Raw genomic sequence first — 22231 nt, 5'->3', positions numbered from 1 at the left:
AATGCGTGTTCAGGCGGTCACGGCCTGGTCCACCAGGCGGCCATTCTCGATACGAATGTGCCGCGGATGGAAACGCTTGAGACTGCTGCGATGGCCGACGCTGATGATGCTCAGTCCCGGCAACTCATCGATCAGCGCCTGATACAGCGAAGCCTCATCCTCTTCATCCATCGCCGACGTCGCTTCGTCCATGTACAACCATTGCGGCGCATAAATCAGGGCACGGGCGAAGGCCAGGCGCTGTTGCTCACCTGGCGACAGCAGACGCTGCCAGTGATTGGCTTCATCGAGGCGCGCCACCAGATGCGGCAGTCGGCAGGTTTCCAGTACGTGCACGTAGCGCTCGTTCGGGTAGGTATCGCCGGCCTGTGGATAACTCAATGCCTCGCGCAACGTACCAATCGGCAGATAGGGTTTCTGCGGCAGGAACAGGTAACGCGCCGCCGGCAGGCGGATACTGCCGTGGCCCGCCGGCCACAGATGCCCCATCGCCCGCAGCAAGGTCGACTTGCCGCTGCCGGAGCGACCGCTGAGCATCACGCGCTCGCCCTCCTCCACGGTCATCTCGGCATTGGTCAGCAGATGGCGACCGTCAGCAAGATCGAGGCCGAGGTTGTGCACCTGCAATGCATTCCCTTGATTCTGCACGTCGATGGCCGGGACACGCTCTTCGTTATCGACCATGGCCTGACGGAAGCTCAACAAACGATCACAGGTGGCGCGCCAGGAAGCGAGGTCCTGATACGCACTGATAAACCAGCTGAAACTCTCCTGAACGTTGCCGAAAGCCGAGCTGATTTGCATCAGTTCACCGAGTTCGATCTTGCCGGAGAAGTAACGCGGCGCAGCGACCATGAACGGAAAAATGATCGCAATCTGGCTGTAACCGGACGTGAAGAACGTCAGACGCTTGGACACCTTCATGATGTCCCAGAAGTTATGCCAAACCATCCCGAAACGACTGCTCAGGCGGCGGTTTTCGTTGGGCTCGCCGTTGTACAACGCAATGCTTTCAGCATTTTCACGGACCCGGACCATGGAGAAACGCAGGTCGGCTTCGAAGCGTTGTTGTTGGTTGTTCAGGCCGATCAAACGACGACCGATCAAATGCGTCAGCCAACTGCCGACCGCGGCATACACCAGCACGCACCAGAACATGTAGCCGGGAATGGTGAAGCCGAGCACTTCAATACTGCCTGATACACCCCACAGGATGATCGAGAACGACACCAGGCTGACAATATTGCGAATCAGCCCAAGGCCCAGGCTCAGCGTGTTCAAGGTGAAGTTGTTGAGGTCTTCCGATATCCGCTGGTCCGGGTTATCGGTGTAACCGCCCTGCTCCAGCCGATAGTAATTTTTGTCGCTGAGCCAGCGGGCGAAATACTTTTCGGTGAGCCAGGCCCGCCACCGTATGGTCAGCATCTGGGTCAGGTAAAGGCGGTACACCGCACCGATAATCGCCACCGCGGCAATGGCGCAGAAATACAGGATCAACGTCCAGAACGACGCCTCATCCTTCTTCTGCAGGGCGTTGTAGAAGTCTTTGTACCAGGTGTTGAACCACACCGAGATCCCGACGCTGACCAACGAGAGGGCAATCACGGCGATCAGCAACGTCCAGGCCTTGCCCTTCTCTTCGCTACGCCAGTAAGGCGTGGTCATCGCCCACACTTTGCGAAAAAACTGCCCGCGCACCGCGTCGTTGACCGCAGAATATTCAGCGTTCTGATTCATGGAAAAGGCTCGATAAAGAAAAAAACACGCACGAACCGATCATAGATGATCGGTTCGGTTTGTCGCGAGGAGCTACCCGCATTCGTTCAGCACAGGTTCAGCGGCGAACGGGGCGCTTCTGCAGTTTGCGCTGCAGCGTGCGGCGATGCATGCCCAGGGCGCGGGCCGTGGCGGAGATGTTGCCTTCGTGCTCGGTCAAGACGCGCTGGATATGCTCCCACTGCAGACGGTCGACCGACATCGGATTCTCCGGCACCAGGCTGTCGAGGTCGGCATGCTCGGAAAGCAGCGCGGCCAGAACGTCGTCGGCATCCGCCGGTTTGCACAGGTAGTTGCAGGCACCGCGCTTGATCGCCTCGACGGCGGTGGCAATGCTCGAGTAACCCGTGAGGATCACCACGCGCATTTCCGGGTCCATTTCCAGCAATTTGGGCAACAACACCAGACCCGAGTCGCCGTCCATTTTCAGGTCCAGGGCGGCGTAGTCCGGCAGATCGGCCTGGGCCATCGCCAGGCCTTCTTCGGCGGAACCGGCGGTACTGACGCGAAAACCACGGCGAGCCATCGCTCGAGCCATGACGCGGGTAAATGTTGCGTCGTCATCGACCAGCAGCAAATGCGGCAGTTCTTCGCCTTCGACTTGGATTTCGTCACTCATGTTGGTCTCCTCGGGCGACACGGGGCAGGCGCAGCTCGGTGAGCGTGCCGCCTTCCTCATGACTGTAGAGTTTCACTGAGCCGCCGGCGCGTGTCACGCTGGCCTTGCTCAAAAACAGGCCCAGGCCGAAACCTTTGCCCTTGGTGGTAAAAAATGGCTTGCCAATCTGCTCGGCGATGGCCAGCGGTACACCGGCTCCGTGGTCGCGAATGCTGATCGTCAGGTTATCCGCATCCCAGTCCAGCGTCACTTGCAGGCCCTCGGGACAGGCATCGGCGGCGTTGTTCAGCAAATTCAACAGGGCCTGGGTCAGGTCCGGCGGTGGAGCCATGCGCGGCACCTTGCCTTGACCCAGGCGCTGGAAGCGATAGCTGGCTTCCGGGCGCATCAGGTGCCAGCGGTTCAGTGCCTCATCGAGCCAGTCGGTGACGTCCTGCATCTCCACGGCCAGGCGGCGATTGGCTTCGGCGGCGCGCACCAGTTGTTGCAAGGTCTCTTTGCACAGCTTGACCTGATCCTGCAGCACGCTCAGGTCGTCCTGCAGCATCGGGTCGTGGTGATCCTGGCGCATTTCCTTGAGCAACACGCTCATGGTCGCCAGTGGCGTACCCAGTTCATGGGCGGCGCCGGCCGCCTGGGTGGCCACGGCCAGCAATTGCTGGTCGCGCAGTCCTTCTTCGCGGCGAATGGCGCGCAGTTCTTCCTGACGGCGCAACTCTTCGGCCATGCGCGCGGCGAAGAAGGTGATGACCGCCGCGGCGAGGGCAAAACTCAGCCACATCCCGTAAACCTGCAGGTTTTCCCGAGCGATCGGGAAGGTCTGCAACGGATAAAAGCGCGCCAGCAACAGGGTGTACATCGTCAACGCGATACCGGACAGGATCACCGAATAACGCCACGGCAATGTCACGGCCGCGATGGTCAGTGGCACCAGGTAATAAGACACGAACGGGTTGGTCGAGCCGCCCGAAAAGTACAGCAAGGCACTGTGGATAAACAGGTCGCAGGCCAGTTGCAAGGCGTATTCGAGTTCTGTCACCGGCCATGACGTACGCAGGCGAATCGCCGTGAACGCACACAACAGCATCGAGCAACCGAGGGTCGCCGCCAGCTGGAACCAGGGCAACGGCAGCAATTCAAACCAGTAGGCCAGGCCCACGGAGCCGGCCTGGGCGGCCAACACTAAAGTGCGGATGAACGTCAGCCGCCAGAGATTCTGGCGAGTTGCGGAGGTAATTTGAACGGGGGCGAGCATGAGCTCTCCTGATGAGCGCTCCAGGCGGATCGCCGGGAGTATAACCAAGCGCGGGGGCTGACAGGAAAAAGTGCGGCAAACGGCCACATGCAGGAGCGAGCCTGCTCGCGATGGTCGTCAACGGTGACGCTGGGAACCTGGCACCCCTCGGTGCTCTCAGGTTCATCGCGAGCAGGCTCGCTCCTACAGGGGGCATGTGTATCTGTATAGAAGTTGTAACTGTGCGAACCGGATCATAGAGGCTAGAGTCTGATGGTTTCACGCAGGCCCGGAACAGAGCCCTGCGCACCCTTCCAAGGAGCTTTCATGCACACATTCCGCCGCAGCGCCGCCCTCCTCGCCCTGAGCATTGGCGCGATCGCCAGCCTCCCGGCCCTGGCTGCCGACGAGCTTCATTACAACCAGATTTCACTGCGCGCCGAAGTCAGTCAGGAAGTGGCTCGCGACCTGATGATCGTGACCCTCTACACCGAAGAACAAAACAGTGACCCGGCCAAACTCGCCGCCGATGTCAGCACCACCATGAACAAGGCGCTGGCCCAGGCCAAACAGGTCAAGGACATCACTTTGCGCCAGGGCAGCCGCAACAGCTACCCGATCTATGACACCAAGGGTCAAAAAATCACTGGCTGGCGTGAACGCGCCGAGCTGCGCCTGGAAAGCCCGGACTTCGCCGCACTGTCGAAACTCACCGGCGAACTGCTCACCGACCTGAAGATGGGCGGCATGGACTTCGCCATTGCCACGCCAACCCGCAAGGCCAGCGAAGACGCCCTGCTCAAGGACGCCGTGACCGCGTTCAAGGCCCGCGCCCAACTGGCCACTGATGCACTGGGGGGCAAGGGTTACAAGATCGTCAACCTGAACCTCAACAGCAACGGCTATCCACAACCGTACATGCGCGCACCGATGATGATGAAAGCTGCCAGCATGGACGCCGCTCCGGTCACGCCGGAAGTGGAAGCGGGCACCAGCCAGGTCAGCATGACTGCCGACGGTTCGATTGAAGTGCTGATGCCTTGATTCATAACCGGTAGGCAAAAAAGGCGATCATTCAAGTGATCGCCTTTTTTTTTGCAAACCGACGTCTATGCTGATTCTGGAAATAAACAGGAATACCCAGACAACTATCGCAGTTGCACTTCGTACATCTTGCTCATGAGCCTGGCAACAATAATGGCTCCCATTTACCCCTGCCCCCACTGAGGGACAGGGGTATAAATAGGTAACACCTCGCCCCACCCACGGGCGCCGCCAAGGCCTTAACGCACCAAAAAGGGGCGCCGTTAGCACGATAAAAACACCGCGCAAACGGTCAAATGCGTCAAATTTTATACATATGCGACATTAAGGTACGTTCGTGCCACTGTTTAAGGCTTGTAGTCACTCTGGATCTTGCATTGGGTATGGCCCCTGCATAAGTATCCGCAGGCACGACTCACGAGGTCGTCCTCAAAATCAAAAAATGACAACAAATCATGAGGCCACCATGCTTAAACACGCGGTCATTCCGTTTCTATTAGGTGCCGGCTTATTAGCGGCCGCGCCTTTCGCCCAAGCTGCGACTAACCTGGTGTTCTGCTCCGAAGGGAGCCCGGCCGGTTTCGATCCGGGTCAATACACCACCGGAACCGACTTCGACGCCTCAGCCGAGACCATGTTCAACCGTTTGACCCAGTTCGAGCGCGGCGGCACCGCCGTAGTTCCTGGGCTGGCGACCAAATGGGACGTCTCCGATGACGGCCTGACCTACACCTTCCACTTGCGTGAAGGCGTCAAGTTCCACACCACCCCGTACTTCAAGCCCACTCGTGAGTTCAACGCCGACGACGTGCTGTTCACCTTTAATCGCATGATTAACAAGGATGACCCGTTCCGCAAAGCGTACCCGACCGAATTCCCGTACTTCACCGACATGGGGATGGACACCAACATCACCAAGATCGATAAAGTCGACGACCACACTGTCAAGTTCACCCTCAAAGACGTCGATGCCGCGTTCATCCAGAACATGGCCATGAGCTTCGCCTCGATCCAGTCCGCCGAGTACGCTGCCCAGCTGCTCAAGGAAGGCAAGGCCGCCGACATCAACCAGAAGCCGGTCGGCACGGGTCCGTTCGTGTTCAAGAGCTACCAGAAAGACTCCAACATCCGCTACACCGGGAACAAGGACTACTGGAAGCCTGAAGACGTCAAGATCGACAACCTGATCTTCGCCATCACCACCGACCCGTCGGTACGCATCCAGAAGCTGAAGAAGAATGAGTGCCAGGTCACTCTGTTCCCGCGTCCGGCCGACCTGAAGGCGCTGCGCGAAGACAAGACTCTGAAGCTGCCAGACCAGGCTGGTTTCAACCTGGGTTACATCGCCTACAACGTGATGCCCAAGGTCAAGGGTCAGACCGAGGCAAACCCGCTGGCCGACCTGAAGGTTCGCCAGGCGCTGGACATGGCCGTCAACAAGCAACAGATCATCGACTCCGTGTACCAGGGCGCCGGCCAATTGGCCGTCAACGCCATGCCGCCGACCCAGTGGTCCTACGACACCACCATCAAGGATGCACCGTACAACCCCGAGAAAGCCAAAGAGCTGCTCAAGGAAGCGGGCGTTAAAGAGGGCACCGAAATCGTGCTCTGGGCGATGCCGGTACAGCGTCCATACAACCCGAACGCCAAGCTGATGGCAGAAATGCTGCAGTCCGACTGGTCCAAGATCGGCCTCAAGGTCAAGATCCAGAGCTACGAGTGGGGCGAGTACATCAAGCGTTCCAAAGGTGGCGAAAACCAGGCAATGCTGATTGGCTGGAGCGGTGACAATGGTGATCCGGACAACTGGCTGAACGTGCTGTTCGGATGCGACTCGCTGGAAGGCAACAACTTCTCCAAGTGGTGCTACAAGCCGTTTGACGACATCGTCAAGCAAGCCAAGCGCACCTCGGATCAGGCCAAGCGCACCGAGCTGTACAAACAGGCTCAACACATTCTGAAAGACCAGACTCCAATGACACCTATCGCTCACTCGACGGTGTTCCAACCCATGCGCGCCGAAGTGCAGGATTTCAAGATCAGCCCGTTTGGCTTGAACTCCTTCTACGGTGTCAGCGTCAGCAAATAAGGTTCGGCAATGGCGACGTTTTTGACGTCGCCATTGCCGTATTACCCGAGAAAGCAGGAATCCGCCTACATCCAAATCGTCTGCTGACTACAGCAGTCCTTTAGGACGCGTCGTCATTTCCTACGAGTCTTTCGGACTCTACGCATTTACTGCCGGGCCCACGATTCATACCGTCGGGATCCGACCAGCTTATGCGTGGGTCATCGGTTTTTCTGATGCACGCCATGGCTTGAAACCAGTGAGGCCTCCACGTCCGCGGACGGGACAACGGCTCATTGTCAAAACACTGAACGAGAGGGAGCGTTATGCGCCATACCTTGGTTTTATCCGCACTGCTGGGCTCCGGCCTGTTGGCCGCCACTTCCATGAGCCAGGCCGCCAACAACAGCCTGGTGTTCTGCTCCGAAGGCAGTCCTGCTGGCTTCGACACCGCGCAGTACACGACCGCGACGGATAATGACGCCGCCGAGCCGCTGTACAACCGCCTGGCAGAGTTCGAAAAAGGCGCGACCAATGTCGTACCGGGCCTGGCCACGAGTTGGGATATTTCCGAGGACGGCCTCAAGTACACCTTTCACCTTCGTCCCGGGGTGAAGTTTCACACGACCAAGTACTTCACACCGACTCGTGACTTCAACGCCGATGATGTGCTGTTCACATTCAACCGCATGCTCGATCCGCAACACCCTTTCCGTAAGGCTTACCCGACCGAATTTCCATATTTCAACGGCATGAGCCTGAACAAGAACATCGCCAAGGTCGAAAAGACCGGGCCGCTGACCGTGGTCATGACGCTTAACAGCGTCGACGCCGCGTTCATTCAGAACATCGCCATGAGCTTCGCCGCCATCCTTTCCGCCGAGTACGCCAACAAGCTGCTGACCGAAGGCAAGCCGAGCGACATCAACCAGAAACCGATCGGCACCGGACCGTTCGTATTCAAGAGCTACCAGAAAGACTCGAATATCCGTTACACCGGCAACAAGCAGTACTGGGACCCGAGCCGGGTCAAGCTCGACAACCTGATCTTCGCCATCAACACCGATGCGTCGGTACGCGTGCAGAAACTCAAGGCCAATGAGTGCCAGATCACCCTGCACCCGCGCCCTGCCGATGTGACCGCACTGAAAAGCGACCCGAAGCTGCAGTTGATCGAGAAACCCGGCTTCAACCTCGGCTACATCGCCTACAACGTGCGCCACAAACCGTTCGACCAGCTTGAAGTGCGCCAGGCACTGGACATGGCGGTGAACAAGCAAGGCATTCTCAACGCCGTTTACCAGGGCGCAGGACAACTGGCCGTCAACGCCATGCCGCCGACCCAATGGTCCTACGACGACACCATTAAGGACGCCGCCTACAACCCGGAAAAAGCCAAAGAATTGCTCAAGGCTGCCGGCGTGAAAGAAGGTACCGAGATCACCCTGTGGGCCATGCCGGTTCAGCGACCGTACAACCCCAACGCCAAGTTGATGGCCGAAATGCTCCAGGCTGACTGGGCGAAGATCGGTCTCAAGATCAAGATCGTCAGCTACGAATGGGGCGAATACATCAAACGCACCAAGAATGGCGAGCACGACATCAGCCTGATCGGCTGGACCGGTGACAACGGTGACCCGGACAACTGGCTCGGCACGCTCTACAGCTGCGATGCCATTGGTGGCAACAACTACTCCATGTGGTGCGATCCGGCTTACGACAAGCTGATCAAGCAGGCCAAGGTCGTGACCGACCATGACCAGCGCACCGAGCTTTACAAACAGGCGCAGCAGTTGCTCAAGCAGCAAGTGCCGATCACGCCAGTCGCCCACTCGACGGTCAACCAACCGTTGAGCGCCAAAATCGAAGGGTTCAAGGTGAGCCCGTTCGGTCGCAACGTCTTCTCGGGTGTCAGCATCGAAAAGTAAAACCGTGTAGCTACATCGCCGGGGGCGCCTTGCGCCCTCACGCAAGCGTGTTGCCGTAATTCGCCCATAAGGCGTACAGCAAACGTTTGCGATGCGTGCATTGAGTTCCAAAGCAAATAGCCGGCTCATCAAAAAAGAACGGCATAAAAAAAGAAAGTAAGGAGCTTTACCCATGAAACTGAGCAGCACCGCGATACTGGCCTTGGCCATCAGCAGCGTTACCGCCACGGCGTACGCAGAACCCCAGAGCCAGGCCTACACCCCGGTTACTGTGAATGAGAAGAATGCTCAAAGCGACGCCACTGGTTTTCTCGAAGGCCAGTCGATTAGCGGCACTACCCGTAACTGGTACGCCAACGAGCAACTGCAACGCGGTGGCAAGTTCCAGTACAAGAAGGACGGCGTTTCGACCCCGACCGACCGCCGGATCAACTGGGTTCAGGGCACCATCGTCAAGTACAACTCGGGCTTCACCGAAGGCACTGTCGGTTTCAGCACTGAAGTGGCAGCCTACAACGCCATCGCACTGGATCGGGACCGCAAGGACCTGGCCTCCAATAACGGCGGCGCACCGGGCACTCGCCCAGGCGCGGGCAACAACCGTACCCTGACCACCGAAGGCGGTGACGCTCAAGGCCAGTGGAGCAAAATGGGTCTGGCCAACGTCAAGGCCCGAATCTCCAACACCACCCTGACCGCTGGCCGCATGAACTTCAGCAGCCCGATGGTCGACGTTATCGGCAACCGTGCGCTGCCTTCGAGTTTCGAAGGTGTGGCGATCCACAGCGAAGAGCTGAACAACCTGGCTTTCGATCTGGCCACGTTCGATCGCAACTCACCACGTACCGAAGAAAGCCAGCGTAAATTCCGTACCGAATACGCCAACGGCATCGTTGAAACCGACCACGTCTACACCGGCGGTCTCACCTACACCCCGTTTGCCAGCCTGACCACCAGCCTCTGGGCCACCCAGGCCGAAGACATCTGGAACCAATACTACTTCGGCGCCAGCCACGTGCTGGGCGATAGCCAGGTCCTGAGCCTGACCACTGGCCTGAACTACTACAAGACCAAGGACGAAGGTAAGGCGTTGATCGGCAAAATCGACAACGACACCTACTCCCTGTCGCTGGGCCTGGCTCACCAGGCTCATAGCCTCACCTTCTCGTACCAGGAAGTGAACGGTAACGAGTACTTCGACTACCTGCACGAAACCAACGGCATCTACCTGGCCAACTCCCTGCTGTCGGACTTCAACGGCCCGAACGAAAAATCGTTCCAGATTGCCTACGGTCTGAACATGGCCGAATACGGCGTGCCAGGCCTGAAGTTCAACATCTACCAGGCTCGCGGCTGGGGCATCGACGGCACTCACTACACCGGCAACGGTGGTGTAGCGGGCAAGGGTTACGACGGCATTCAGTCGATGGATGGCGAAACCCATTACGAATACGGCATCGGCGCTTCCTACGCCGTACAAAGCGGCCCGCTGAAGGCCACCACCGTTCGCGCGACCTACACCGCGCACCGTGCCAGCGAAAACCAGGCTGACGGCAGCATCAACGAGTTCCGTCTCGTGACCACGGTTCCGTTCAACATTCTGTAAACACGCCTGCCCGACGGCTGGCTCCTGAGAAGCCAGCCATCGGGTTTCCTGATCAACCGATTGCAGAGGGTTCTTGATGAAAATGCTTCCCCTACGTGCGGCCATCGCCGCCGCGTTGCTGAGTGTCGCGGTTGGCGTGTCGGCCAAACCCCTGGTGGTCTGTACCGAAGCCAGCCCCGAAGGCTTCGACATGGTCCAGTACACAACTGCAGTCACCGCCGATGCAGTGGCCGAAACCATCTTCAACCGCCTGGCTGACTTCAAGCCCGGCACCACCGAAGTGATTCCGGCACTGGCGGAGTCCTGGGACATCAGCGAGGACGGCCTGAGCTACACGTTCCACCTGCGCAAGGGCGTCAAGTTTCACACCACCGAATACTTCAAACCGACCCGCGACATGAATGCCGACGACGTGGTCTGGAGCTTCCAGCGTCAACTGGACCCGAACCACCCATGGCACAAACTGTCGAGCGTGGGCTTCCCGTACTTTGAAAGCATGGGCTTCAAGGAACTGCTCAAAAGCGTCGAGAAAGTCGACGACAACACGGTCAAGTTCACCCTGACCCGCCGTGAAGCGCCGTTCCTGGCCGACATCGCCATGGCCTTCTCGTCAATCTACCCGGCCGAGTACGCCGACCAGTTGCTCAAGGCCAACAAGACCGCCGACCTGAACAACAAGCCGGTCGGCACCGGTCCGTTCGTCTTCCAGCGCTACAACAAGGACGCCCAGGTTCGCTTCAAGGCCAACCCGGACTACTTCCGTGGCAAGCCGCCGGCCGAGGCATTGATCCTGGCCATCGCCACCGACAACAACGTGCGCCTGCAGAAGCTCAAGGCCAACGAGTGTCAGGTCGCGCTGTATCCGAAGCCGGATGACATCCCGAGCATCAAGAAGGACCCGAACCTGAAGGTCGACGAACTGAACGCCATGACCGTTTCGTACGTCGCCATGAACACCACGCACAAATACATGAGTGACGTGCGTGTGCGTAAAGCCATCGACATCGCCTTCGACAAGGAGGCCTATGTCAACGCCCTGTTTGGCAAAGGCAATGCGACAGCGGCGGTCAACCCGTACCCTGACACCCTGCTGGGTTACAACCACAGCCTGAAGAACCCGGCCCACGATCTGGACAAGGCCCGCGCCCTGCTCAAGGAAGCCGGCGTACCTGAAGGTACGACATTCACCTTGTTCACCCGCAACGGTGGCGGCCCGACCAACCCGAACCCGATGCTTGGCGCGCAAATGATGCAGGCTGACCTGGCCAAAGTCGGGATCAAGATCGACATCCGCGTGATGGAATGGGGCGAAATGCTCAAGCGCGCGAAAAACGGCGAGCACGATATGGTTTCCGCCGGATGGGCGGGCGATAACGGCGACCCGGATAACTTCCTGACACCTATGCTCAGCTGCGAAGCTGCAAAGAACGGCGAAAACTACGCCCGCTGGTGCAATGACAAATTCCAGGCACTGATAGACCAGGCCCGCGAAAAAACCGACCCCGCCGAGCGTGCCGCCTTGTACGAGCAGGCCCAGGTTATTTTTAATCAAGACCAGCCGTGGATCAGCATGGCGCACACTAGAATGTTTACAGCAATGCGCAACAACGTAGTGGGTTATCACATTAGCCCGCTCACCACGAATAACTTCGCCACCACCCAGGTGAAGTAGATAAGAAACTCCCGGCATTCCTGAACCCAGGCGTGCCGGGCACGCCTAACCGGCTGATGAGGTACACCACACGATGTTTAGTTTTATTGCCCGCCGACTGGGGTTATTGATCCCCACATTCTTCGGCATCACCTTGCTGACTTTCGCGTTGATTCGCATGATCCCTGGCGACCCTGTGGAAGTCATGATGGGCGAACGCAGAGTCGACCCGGAAATGCACGCTCAGGCAATGGAACGCCTAGGTCTGAACAAACCCCTGTATGCCCAGTACCTGGATTACATCGGCAAACTGGCCCACGGCGATCTCGGGGAGTCCCTGCGTACCCGTGAGAGCGTCTGGACCGAGTTCACCTCTCTCTTCCCCGCGACCCTGGAGCTGTCCATGGCCGCCCTGTTGTTCGCCGGCATCCTGGGCCTTCTGGCCGGGGTGATCGCGGCACTCAAGCGAGGGTCCCTGTTCGATCATGGGGTCATGGGTATCTCCCTGGCGGGATACTCGATGCCGATCTTCTGGTGGGGCCTGATCCTGATCATGTTCTTCTCGGTATCCCTGGGCTGGACCCCGGTTTCCGGGCGAATCGACCTGCTGTACGACATCGAGCCGCGCACCGGCTTCATGCTCATCGATACGTTGCTGGCCGATGACGTCAGTGCCTTCTTCGACGCCCTGCACCACCTGATCCTGCCGGCCATCGTGCTCGGCACAATCCCGCTGGCGGTGATCGCGCGGATGACCCGTTCGTCGATGCTCGAAGTGCTGCGTGAGGACTACATCCGCACCGCCCGTGCCAAAGGCCTGTCGCCTTCACGCGTGGTGTTCGTGCACGGTCTGCGTAACGCGCTGATTCCGGTGCTGACGGTGGTCGGCCTGCAAGTCGGCACCCTGTTGGCCGGTGCGGTCCTGACCGAAACCATCTTCTCCTGGCCGGGGATCGGTAAATGGCTGATCGAAGCCATTGGCGCCCGGGATTACCCGGTCGTGCAAAACGGCATCCTGTTAATCGCCTGCCTGGTGATTCTGGTCAACTTCGTAGTGGACATCCTCTACGGCTTTGCCAATCCACGCATCCGTCATCAGCGCTGAGGTCCATACCCATGAGCACTCCAACTTCCTCAGTAGCCGCCACCGCCTCCGCCGCGGATCAAAGCCTGCTGTACCCGTCGCCGTACAAAGAATTCTGGCAAGCGTTTTCCAAGAACAAAGGCGCCGTCGCCGGCCTGCTGTTCATGCTGCTGGTGATTTTCTGCGCCATCTTTGCCCCGTGGGTCGCGCCGCATAACCCGAGCGAGCAATACCGCGACTTCCTGCTGACCCCTCCGGCCTGGCTGGAAGGTGGACAGATGCAGTTCCTGCTCGGGACCGATGAGCTGGGTCGTGACTTGCTGTCGCGCCTGATCCAGGGTTCGCGCCTGTCCTTGCTGATCGGCTTGTCGTCGGTTGTCATGTCGCTGATCCCGGGAATCCTGCTGGGTCTGTTTGCCGGGTTCTTCCCGCGCGTGCTCGGCCCGACCATCATGCGTCTGATGGACATCATGCTGGCCCTGCCGTCCCTGCTGCTGGCCGTGGCGATCGTCGCCATCCTCGGCCCTGGCCTGATCAACACCGTGATCGCCATCGCCGTGGTGTCCCTGCCGTCCTACGTTCGTCTGACCCGTGCCGCGGTGATGGGCGAACTGAACCGCGACTACGTGACCGCCGCGCGCCTGGCCGGTGCCGGCCTGCCGCGCCTGATGTTCGTGACCGTGCTGCCCAACTGCATGGCGCCACTGATCGTTCAGGCCACCCTGAGCTTCTCTTCGGCGATTCTCGATGCCGCCGCACTGGGCTTCCTCGGCCTTGGCGTACAACCGCCAACCCCTGAGTGGGGCACCATGCTGGCCTCGGCCCGCGACTACATCGAACGCGCCTGGTGGGTCGTCAGCCTGCCTGGCTTGACCATTTTGCTCAGCGTGCTGGCAATCAACTTGATGGGTGACGGCCTGCGCGATGCGCTGGACCCGAAACTCAAGAACGCCGCCTGAGGAGATTCCAATGTCACTGTTAGAAATCAAGAATCTCAACGTTCGCTTCGGCGACAAGAACGCCGTTCCCGTGGTCGATGGCCTCGACCTGAAAGTGGACAAGGGCGAAGTCCTGGCCATCGTTGGCGAATCGGGTTCCGGCAAGTCCGTGACCATGATGGCGCTGATGGGCCTGATCGAGCATCCGGGGATCGTCACTGCCGACGCCCTGAATTTCGATGGCAAGAACATGCTCAAGCTCAGCAACCGTCAGCGTCGGCAAATCGTCGGCAAAGACCTGGCCATGGTCTTCCAGGACCCGATGACCGCGCTGAACCCGAGCTATACCGTCGGCTTCCAGATCGAAGAAGTGCTGCGCCTGCACCTGAAAATGTCCGGCAAGGCCGCGCGCAAGCGTGCCATCGAACTGCTGGAAAAAGTTGAAATCCCGGGTGCCGCCAGCCGCATGGACGCCTACCCGCACCAACTGTCCGGCGGTATGAGCCAGCGGGTCGCCATCGCCATGGCCATTGCCGGCGAACCGAAACTGCTGATCGCCGACGAACCGACCACTGCATTGGACGTAACGATTCAGGCGCAGATCATGGACCTGCTGCTGGCGTTGCAGAAAGAGCAGAACATGGGCCTGGTACTGATCACCCACGACCTCGCGGTCGTGGCCGAAACCGCCCAGCGCGTGTGCGTGATGTACGCCGGTCAAGCGGTCGAAGTCGGCCAGGTGCCCCAGTTGTTCGACATCCCGGCGCACCCGTACAGCGAAGCGCTGCTCAAGGCGATTCCGGAACACAGCCTGGGGGCCTCGCGCCTGTCGACCCTGCCGGGCATCGTGCCCGGTCGTTACGACCGTCCGCAGGGCTGCCTGCTGTCGCCGCGCTGCCCGTATGTGCAGGACAAGTGCCGTGCGCAGCGTCCGACCCTTGACCCGAAAAGCAACAGCCTCGCCCGCTGCTTCTACCCGCTGAACCAGGAGGTGGCGTAATGGCCGTCGTTCTTACCGCCCGCGACCTGACCCGTCACTATGAAGTGTCCCGTGGCCTGTTCAAGGGTCACGCCACCGTTCGCGCCCTCAACGGTGTGTCGTTCGAGCTGGAAGCCGGCAAGACCCTCGCCGTCGTAGGCGAGTCCGGCTGCGGCAAATCCACCCTGGCCCGCGCCCTGACACTGATCGAAGAGCCGTCCTCGGGCTCCTTGAAAATCGCCGGCCAGGAAGTGGCCGGTGCCGACAAGGCCCAGCGCAAGCAACTGCGCAAAGACGTGCAGATGGTGTTCCAGAGCCCGTACGCCTCGTTGAACCCACGGCAGAAAATCGGTGATCAACTGGCCGAGCCGCTGCTGATCAACACCAACCTGTCGGCCACCGAACGTCGCGAGAAAGTTCAGGCGATGATGAAACAGGTGGGTTTGCGTCCCGAGCACTACCAGCGCTATCCGCACATGTTCTCCGGCGGTCAGCGCCAGCGGATTGCCCTCGCCCGCGCCATGATGCTGCAACCGAAAGTGCTGGTGGCGGACGAACCGACCTCGGCGCTGGACGTGTCGATTCAGGCCCAGGTGCTGAACCTGTTCATGGACCTGCAGCAAGAGTTCAACACCGCCTACGTGTTCATCTCACACAACCTGGCGGTGGTGCGGCACGTCGCCGATCACGTGATGGTGATGTACCTCGGTCGTCCGGTGGAAATGGGCCCGAAAGAAGACATCTACACCCGTCCTCTGCACCCCTACACCCAGGCGCTGTTGTCGGCGACGCCGACCATTCACCCGGATCCGGACAAGCCGAAGATCAAGATCGTCGGCGAACTGCCCAACCCGCTGAACCCGCCGGCCGGCTGCGCGTTCCACAAGCGTTGCCCGTACGCCACCGACCGTTGCAAAACCGAAGAGCCAGCCCTGCGTCTGCTCGACAGCCGTCAGGTGGCTTGCCACTACGCCGAGCAATTCCTCGACGGCGCGGCGTAAAAAACTGTGGGAGCGAGCCTGCTGGCGATTGCGGTACACCAGTCAACAATTTCTGTTCACTGGCACCGCTATCGCCAGCAGGCTAGCTCCCACAGGGATTGTGTAGTTCCAGGTAGTCAAGCGTTAACCTGACCCCTGCTGCTTCGACTGCGCGTCAATCGAAGAAGCAGGGGTTTTCTTTTGTCTGGAATTTACGACTGGCTATCGCCTTCCTCGTCGTCACTGGAATCCGGTTCGTCGGTGGTCGAGTCATCACCATTATCCGCGCCGCCCTGGCCCTGATCACCCGGTTCGGATTCGGACTTGGCGAGCATCAATCCACTGTCTCCGCTCTGCCCGCTCATCGCCTGGGTAGCGTGGTTCTCACACTCGGCCCAGACCGCCGCACTGCCGAGGGACAGCATCACGAAAACCTTCAACAGCAATACAACGCGTAGCAACCTGTTCATAACCGATTCCATCCTTTCGCAGGTGAAACTCAAGTGCCTGGCTGGCGCTGAGTAAAATCTAGTTCCGATCAGCCGGGTTCTCCAGACAGGACGCTATCGACTCGACGGAAATGCCATGGGCGTGGAGATTGGTTTGCGATAAGGGTTATGCCGAAAAGATAACAAGCTTGCTCCCTATGAAAGTTAACGATGATGCGCGCCTCCTGAAAGAACGCGGGCCCGCCGAGACCATCGCGAGCAGGCTCGCGCCTACAGGAAACTGTGACAGGCAACAAAAAACCCCGCAGCTTTCGCAACGGGGTTTTGGGTGTTTCAACTCAGCGCTTAGTGATGCTCACGCGTCGCGCGGAATTTCACGTCCGGCCAGCGCTCTTCCATCAGTGCCAGGTTGACCCGTGTAGGCGCCAGGTAGGTCAGGTGACCGCCGCCGTCCAGTGCCAGGTTTTCCACCGCCTTGTTGGAGAATTCCTCGAGCTTCTTCTTGTCACTGCACTCGATCCAACGCGCCGAGTAGACGGTGATCGGCTCGTAGGAGCACTCGACCTTGTATTCCTCCTTCAAGCGGCTGGCGACCACGTCGAACTGCAGCACACCGACCGCACCGAGGATGATGTCGTTGCTGCGCTCCGGGAAAAACACCTGGGTCGCGCCTTCTTCGGCCAGTTGTTGCAGGCCCTGGCGCAGTTGCTTGGATTTCAGCGGGTCCTTGAGGCGTACGCGGCGGAACAGTTCCGGGGCGAAGTGCGGGATACCGGTGAAGCCCAGGGTTTCGCCTTCGCTGAAGGTGTCGCCGATCTGGATGGTGCCGTGGTTGTGCAGACCGATGATATCGCCGGCGAAGGCTTCTTCCAGCTGCTCACGTTCGGAGGAGAAGAAGGTCAGCGCGTCGCCGATCCGCACGTCTTTGCCGGTACGCACGTGGCGCATCTTCATGCCTTTTTCGTACTTGCCGGAGCAAATACGCATGAAGGCGATGCGGTCACGGTGTTTCGGGTCCATGTTCGCCTGGATCTTGAAGATGAAGCCCGAGAACTTCTCTTCGATCGGTTCCACGGTGCGCTCGTTGGCCACACGTGCCAGCGGACGCGGCGCCCAGTCGACCACGGCGTCGAGTACATGGTCGACACCGAAGTTGCCCAGCGCCGTACCGAAGAACACCGGGGTCAGCTGACCGTCGAGGAATTCCTGCTGGTTGAACTCGTGGCAGGCGCCCTGCACCAGTTCCAGCTGCTCGATGAAGCGCTCGTACTCGTCACCCAGGTGGGCGCGGGCTTCGTCGGAATCGAGTTTCTCGATGATCTTGGTTTCGGTGCGCTCGTGGCCATGACCGGCGGTGTAAACGATGATGTAGTCATCGGCGAGGTGATACACGCCTTTGAAGTCGCGGTAGCAACCGATCGGCCAGGTGATAGGCGCAGCCTTGATCTTCAGGACCGCTTCGATTTCGTCGAGCAGTTCGATCGGGTCGCGGATGTCGCGGTCGAGTTTGTTGATGAAACTGACAATCGGCGTGTCACGCAGACGGCAGACGTCCATCAGGGCGATGGTGCGTGGCTCTACACCCTTACCGCCGTCGAGGACCATCAACGCCGAGTCGACCGCGGTCAGGGTGCGGTAGGTATCTTCGGAGAAGTCTTCGTGGCCCGGGGTGTCGAGCAGGTTGATCATGTGCTCGCGATACGGGAACTGCATGACCGACGTGGTAATCGAGATACCCCGCTGCTTTTCCATTTCCATCCAGTCGGAGGTGGCATGGCGGTCGGATTTGCGAGATTTCACCGTGCCGGCTACCGCAATCGCCTTGCCCATCAGCAAGAGCTTCTCGGTGATGGTGGTTTTACCGGCATCGGGGTGGGAAATAATGGCGAAAGTGCGGCGTTTCGCGACTTCGGCGGCCTGTTTGGTCATGGGAAATCGCCTGGCAGGTGATTCAAAAAAGGGCGGCGAGTATAGCGCAAACCGTCCGCCACAGACCACCGCTCGGCCCGTCGGCCGCGTCGATCAACAGAACCCTTTCAGGACATGAAGGGTGGCTAAATGCTGCCAATTATGGAACCTTTTAAAAGGTGGAGGCGTCCACTCCCCTGTTACGGCTTCGTCAGGGGCTGAAAAATCAGCAAGTTAGCCTGACGAGGCTGCGCTTATGGCTCGATAAGCTGTACGTGTTCCGCCTGTAGGAGCGAGCCTGCTCGCGATGGACGTCAACGATAACGCTGGGTACCTGAATGTACGCGTTGTCTGGACGTTTTTCGCGAGCAGGCTCGCTCCTACAGTGGAACGTGCTCGGCATGAGCTGCTTCTCGCGAACGTTGATTTCCCGGCAACCAGCAATGGCATGCCACACGGGACTGCGCTCGCCGACAAAGAAAAAAGGAGTCCGCCTGTGGCTATCCACTATGGCAAAGGGCTGACAGGAGGCGCGCTGGTAATCGCCCTCCTGGCCCTGCTGATCCACTGGATCGGCGTCAACACGATCGAACACTACCGCGACGATTTGTTGTTTTACCTGCAAGCTCATCTGATTCTCGTCCTCGCTTCCATGCTGGCCGCTCTTGTCGTGGGCATCCCTGCCGGCATACTCCTCAGTCGCCCAACCATGGTCGACCGCGCCGAACGCTTCATGCAGGTCTTCAATATCGGCAACACCATTCCGCCGCTGGCCGTGCTGGCCATCGCCCTGGGCATCCTGGGTATCGGCAGCGGCCCCGCGATCTTCGCCCTGTTCCTAGCCTCGCTGCTGCCGATCGTGCGCAACACGTATGAAGGGCTGAAAAACGTCCAGGGTTCGCTCAAGGAAGCCGCCGTCGGCATCGGCATGACCCCGCGCCAGGTGCTGTGGAAAGTCGAATTGCCCAATGCCATGCCGATCATCATCGGTGGCGTGCGCGTGGCACTGGCCATCAATGTCGGGACGGCGCCGCTGGCGTTCCTGATCGGCGCCAACAGTCTCGGCAGCCTGATTTTCCCCGGCATCGCCTTGAACAATCAGCCGCAACTGCTGCTGGGCGCGGCCTGCACCGCCCTGCTGGCCCTGCTGCTCGACGGTCTGGTGACACTGGCCAGCCGAACCTGGCTCGAACGCGGCTTGCGCCCGTCTTAAGCCTCGGTAAAGGAACGCTCATGAAGACATCAAGCTTTTTATTAGGCTGCATCCTGCTATGCGCAGGATTTGCCCAAGCGGCGGACAAGCCGCTGATCCGCATCGGCGCCCGCGTGTTCACCGAACAGACCCTGCTGGCGGAAATCACCTCCCAATACCTGCGCGCCAAGGGTTACGACGTGCAAGTCACTGGTGGCCTGGGCAGTAATCTGGCCCGCAGCGCCCACGAAAGCGGTCAACTGGACATGCTCTGGGAATACACCGGCGTGTCGCTGGTGGCCTATAACCATGTGACCGAAAAACTCGACAGCGAACAGTCCTACACCCGGGTAAAAGAACTCGACGGTAAAAAAGGCCTGGTCTGGCTAACCCCGTCCAGATTCAGCAACACCTACGCCCTCGCATTGCCGAAGAACGTCGCCGATGCGTATCCGCAGATCAACACCATCAGCGATCTCAACAGGGTGCTGCGGGACGAGGCCAAGACCAATCACCTGGTAGCGCTGGACACTGAATTCGCCAACCGCTCCGACGGCCTCGATGGCATGGTCAAGCTGTACGGCATGAACCTGACCCGTAACAACATCCGCCAGATGGACGCGGGCCTGGTTTATACCGCGCTGCGCAACGGTCAGGTATTTGCCGGCCTGGTCTACACCACCGACGGTCGCTTGAACGCCTTCAAACTCAAGTTGCTCGAAGACGACAAGCACTACTTCCCCGACTACACCGCCGCCCCGGTGGTGCGTCAGGCCTATCTCGATGCGCACCCGCAACTGGCCGGGCAGCTCAAGCCACTGGCCGAACTGTTTGACGACGACACCATGCGCCAGCTCAACGCGCGGGTTGATGTCGATCACGAAAGCCCCTCCGCCGTGGCCGCCGATTTCCTGCGCCAGCATCCACTGAACTGAACGAGGAAAAGCCATGGAATTCTTGAACGCCTTTTCCCATCTCGATTGGCCGCTGGTGCTGCACCTGACCTGGCAGCACATCACCCTGGTTGGCATCGCGGTGACGCTGGCGATTGTCGTTGGCGTGCCCCTGGGCATTTTGATGACCCGCTTCCCGACCCTCGCCGGGCCTTTGCAAGCCGGCGCCACGGTGCTGCTGACCGTGCCGTCGATTGCCCTGTTCGGCCTGCTGCTGCCCTTCTACTCCAGATTCGGCCAGGGCCTGGGCCCGATGCCGGCGATCACCGCCGTGTTTCTCTACTCACTGCTGCCAATCATGCGTAACACCTACCTGGCCCTGTCCGGCGTCGAACCGGGCATTCGCGAAGCCGCGCGCGGTATCGGCATGACCTTCAGCCAGCGCCTGCGCATGGTCGAACTGCCCATCGCCGTGCCGGTGATCCTCGCCGGCGTGCGCACCGCCGTGGTCATGAACATCGGTGTCATGACCATCGCCGCGACCATCGGCGCCGGCGGCCTCGGCGTACTCATCCTCGCCTCCATCAGCCGCAGTGACATGTCGATGCTGATCGTCGGCGCCTTACTGGTCAGCCTGCTGGCCATCTTCGCCGACCTGCTTCTGCAGTGGCTGCAACGTTCGCTGACTCCGAAAGGACTGCTCAAATGATCGAACTTCAAAACCTGACCAAGACTTTTCAAAGCAACGGCAAAACTATTTCGGCCGTGAACGACGTAAGCCTGACCGTCAATGAAGGCGAAATCTGCGTGTTCCTCGGGCCATCGGGTTGCGGCAAAAGCACCACGTTGAAAATGATCAACCGCCTGATCAAGCCGACCTCGGGCAAGATCCTGATCAATGGCGAAGACACGACGGCTCTCGACGAAGTGACCCTGCGCCGCAACATCGGTTATGTCATCCAGCAGATCGGTCTGTTCCCGAACATGACCATCGAGGAAAACATCACCGTGGTTCCGCGCCTGTTAGGTTGGGACAAACAGAAATGCCACGACCGCGCTCGAGAACTGATGAGCATGATCAAGCTTGAGCCCAAGCAGTATCTGCATCGATACCCTCGGGAATTGTCCGGTGGCCAGCAGCAACGCATCGGTGTGATTCGCGCCCTGGCGGCGGATGCTCCGTTGCTGCTGATGGACGAACCGTTCGGCGCGGTCGACCCGATCAACCGTGAAATGATCCAGAACGAGTTCTTCGAGATGCAGCGGGCGCTGAACAAGACGGTGATCATGGTCAGCCATGACATCGACGAAGCGATCAAGCTGGGCGACAAGATCGCGATCTTCCGTGCTGGCAAACTGTTGCAGATCGACCATCCGGACACCCTGCTCGCCCATCCGGTGGATGACTTTGTCAGCAACTTCGTCGGCCAGGACAGCACCCTCAAGCGCCTGTTGCTGGTGAAAGCTGAAGATGCGGCGGACAACGCGCCATCGGTCAGCCCGGACACCCCGGTGGCCGACGCGCTGGAATTGATGGACGAACATGACCGGCGTTACGTGGTCGTCACCGACGGCGAGAACAAGGCGTTGGGCTATGTACGTCGCCGCGATCTGCACCGCCAGACCGGCACCTGCGGGCAATACTTGCGCGAGTTCAATGCCACGGCCGCCTACGACGAGCATTTGCGCATCCTGTTGTCGCGCATGTACGAGTTCAACCGTTCGTGGCTGCCAGTGATGGATGCAGAGCGGGTGTTCCTGGGTGAGGTGACACAGGAGTCGATCGCGGCTTATCTGAGTTCCGGGCGTTCGCGCGGGATGAAGACCAATATCGTCTCGCCGGCTGAGGCAGTGGTTGCCTGATAATCGAGTAAAAAAC

At 59.5% G+C, this 22231-nt stretch carries 18 protein-coding genes; 13 read left to right on the top strand and 5 right to left on the bottom strand.

Annotated elements, in window-relative coordinates; genetic code table 11:
- Positions 1–9 precede the first annotated feature (9 nt).
- The 3 genes from BLV61_RS20445 to BLV61_RS20435 all read right to left on the bottom strand — a co-directional run bounded on the left by BLV61_RS20445 (position 10) and on the right by BLV61_RS20435 (position 3650).
- Entirely contained in the window at positions 10–1737 is a 1728-nt protein-coding gene (locus tag BLV61_RS20445) for an ABC transporter ATP-binding protein/permease (protein WP_090467145.1), read from the bottom strand.
- Positions 1738–1834: 97 nt separating this feature from the next.
- On the bottom strand, positions 1835–2395 hold the full coding sequence (locus BLV61_RS20440; RefSeq protein ID WP_047537624.1) for a response regulator transcription factor: 561 nt from the start codon (positions 2393–2395) through the stop codon (positions 1835–1837).
- On the bottom strand, positions 2388–3650 hold the full coding sequence (locus BLV61_RS20435; protein WP_047537621.1) for an ATP-binding protein: 1263 nt from the start codon (positions 3648–3650) through the stop codon (positions 2388–2390). The genes BLV61_RS20440 and BLV61_RS20435 overlap by 8 nt, the downstream gene beginning before the upstream one ends.
- Before the next feature lie 306 nt (positions 3651–3956).
- On the opposite strand from BLV61_RS20435, the gene BLV61_RS20430 reads away from it, so the two are divergent.
- From BLV61_RS20430 to BLV61_RS20390, 9 genes are all read left to right on the top strand, one after another.
- Entirely contained in the window at positions 3957–4673 is a 717-nt protein-coding gene (locus BLV61_RS20430) for an SIMPL domain-containing protein (protein ID WP_047537618.1), read from the top strand.
- Positions 4674–5139: 466 nt separating this feature from the next.
- Positions 5140–6765 (top strand): ABC transporter substrate-binding protein, encoded by a 1626-nt coding sequence (locus tag BLV61_RS20425; protein WP_090467142.1) that lies wholly within the window; start codon positions 5140–5142, stop codon positions 6763–6765.
- Between the two features lie 305 nt (positions 6766–7070).
- On the top strand, positions 7071–8672 hold the full coding sequence (locus BLV61_RS20420) for an ABC transporter substrate-binding protein (protein ID WP_090467138.1): 1602 nt from the start codon (positions 7071–7073) through the stop codon (positions 8670–8672).
- Between the two features lie 172 nt (positions 8673–8844).
- Positions 8845–10278, top strand: a complete 1434-nt coding sequence (locus BLV61_RS20415) for an OprD family porin (protein ID WP_090467136.1) — start codon at positions 8845–8847, stop codon at positions 10276–10278.
- 76 nt (positions 10279–10354) lie between these two features.
- Complete coding sequence (locus BLV61_RS20410; RefSeq protein WP_090467134.1) at positions 10355–11950, top strand: ABC transporter substrate-binding protein; 1596 nt, start codon at positions 10355–10357, stop codon at positions 11948–11950.
- 73 nt (positions 11951–12023) lie between these two features.
- Positions 12024–13034: an ABC transporter permease subunit gene (locus tag BLV61_RS20405; protein WP_047537606.1), complete on the top strand. Its 1011-nt coding sequence runs from the start codon at positions 12024–12026 to the stop codon at positions 13032–13034.
- Between the two features lie 11 nt (positions 13035–13045).
- On the top strand, positions 13046–13972 hold the full coding sequence (locus BLV61_RS20400; protein WP_047537603.1) for an ABC transporter permease subunit: 927 nt from the start codon (positions 13046–13048) through the stop codon (positions 13970–13972).
- 10 nt (positions 13973–13982) lie between these two features.
- On the top strand, positions 13983–14951 hold the full coding sequence (locus tag BLV61_RS20395) for an ABC transporter ATP-binding protein (protein WP_090467132.1): 969 nt from the start codon (positions 13983–13985) through the stop codon (positions 14949–14951).
- Positions 14951–15931: a peptide ABC transporter ATP-binding protein gene (locus BLV61_RS20390; protein WP_090467130.1), complete on the top strand. Its 981-nt coding sequence runs from the start codon at positions 14951–14953 to the stop codon at positions 15929–15931. Before BLV61_RS20395 ends, BLV61_RS20390 begins: the two co-directional genes overlap by 1 nt.
- A gap of 191 nt (positions 15932–16122) precedes the next feature.
- On the opposite strand, the gene BLV61_RS20385 is transcribed toward BLV61_RS20390, so the two are convergent.
- Both BLV61_RS20385 and BLV61_RS20380 read right to left on the bottom strand, forming a co-directional pair.
- Positions 16123–16380, bottom strand: a complete 258-nt coding sequence (locus tag BLV61_RS20385; protein ID WP_047537594.1) for a hypothetical protein — start codon at positions 16378–16380, stop codon at positions 16123–16125.
- Between the two features lie 324 nt (positions 16381–16704).
- Positions 16705–18288, bottom strand: coding sequence for a peptide chain release factor 3 (locus BLV61_RS20380; protein ID WP_090467128.1), 1584 nt, complete (start codon positions 18286–18288; stop codon positions 16705–16707).
- A 475-nt stretch (positions 18289–18763) separates the two neighbouring features.
- On the opposite strand from BLV61_RS20380, the gene BLV61_RS20375 reads away from it, so the two are divergent.
- Genes BLV61_RS20375 through BLV61_RS20360 form a run of 4 tightly spaced genes read left to right on the top strand, consistent with a single transcriptional unit; the run spans position 18764 to position 22215 of the window.
- Positions 18764–19480, top strand: coding sequence for an ABC transporter permease (locus BLV61_RS20375; RefSeq protein WP_090467127.1), 717 nt, complete (start codon positions 18764–18766; stop codon positions 19478–19480).
- A gap of 20 nt (positions 19481–19500) precedes the next feature.
- Positions 19501–20394, top strand: coding sequence for a glycine betaine ABC transporter substrate-binding protein (locus BLV61_RS20370; RefSeq protein ID WP_090467125.1), 894 nt, complete (start codon positions 19501–19503; stop codon positions 20392–20394).
- 13 nt (positions 20395–20407) lie between these two features.
- On the top strand, positions 20408–21061 hold the full coding sequence (locus BLV61_RS20365; protein ID WP_090467123.1) for an ABC transporter permease: 654 nt from the start codon (positions 20408–20410) through the stop codon (positions 21059–21061).
- Complete coding sequence (locus BLV61_RS20360; RefSeq protein ID WP_047537579.1) at positions 21058–22215, top strand: osmoprotectant ABC transporter ATP-binding protein OsmV; 1158 nt, start codon at positions 21058–21060, stop codon at positions 22213–22215. Before BLV61_RS20365 ends, BLV61_RS20360 begins: the two co-directional genes overlap by 4 nt.
- Positions 22216–22231: the final 16 nt, after the last annotated feature.

This window comes from Pseudomonas mohnii (genome assembly GCF_900105115.1).
Lineage (GTDB): Bacteria > Pseudomonadota > Gammaproteobacteria > Pseudomonadales > Pseudomonadaceae > Aquipseudomonas > Aquipseudomonas mohnii.
Note: the sequence above shows the minus strand (reverse complement) of the source record. Positions and strands in the feature narration are given on the sequence as shown.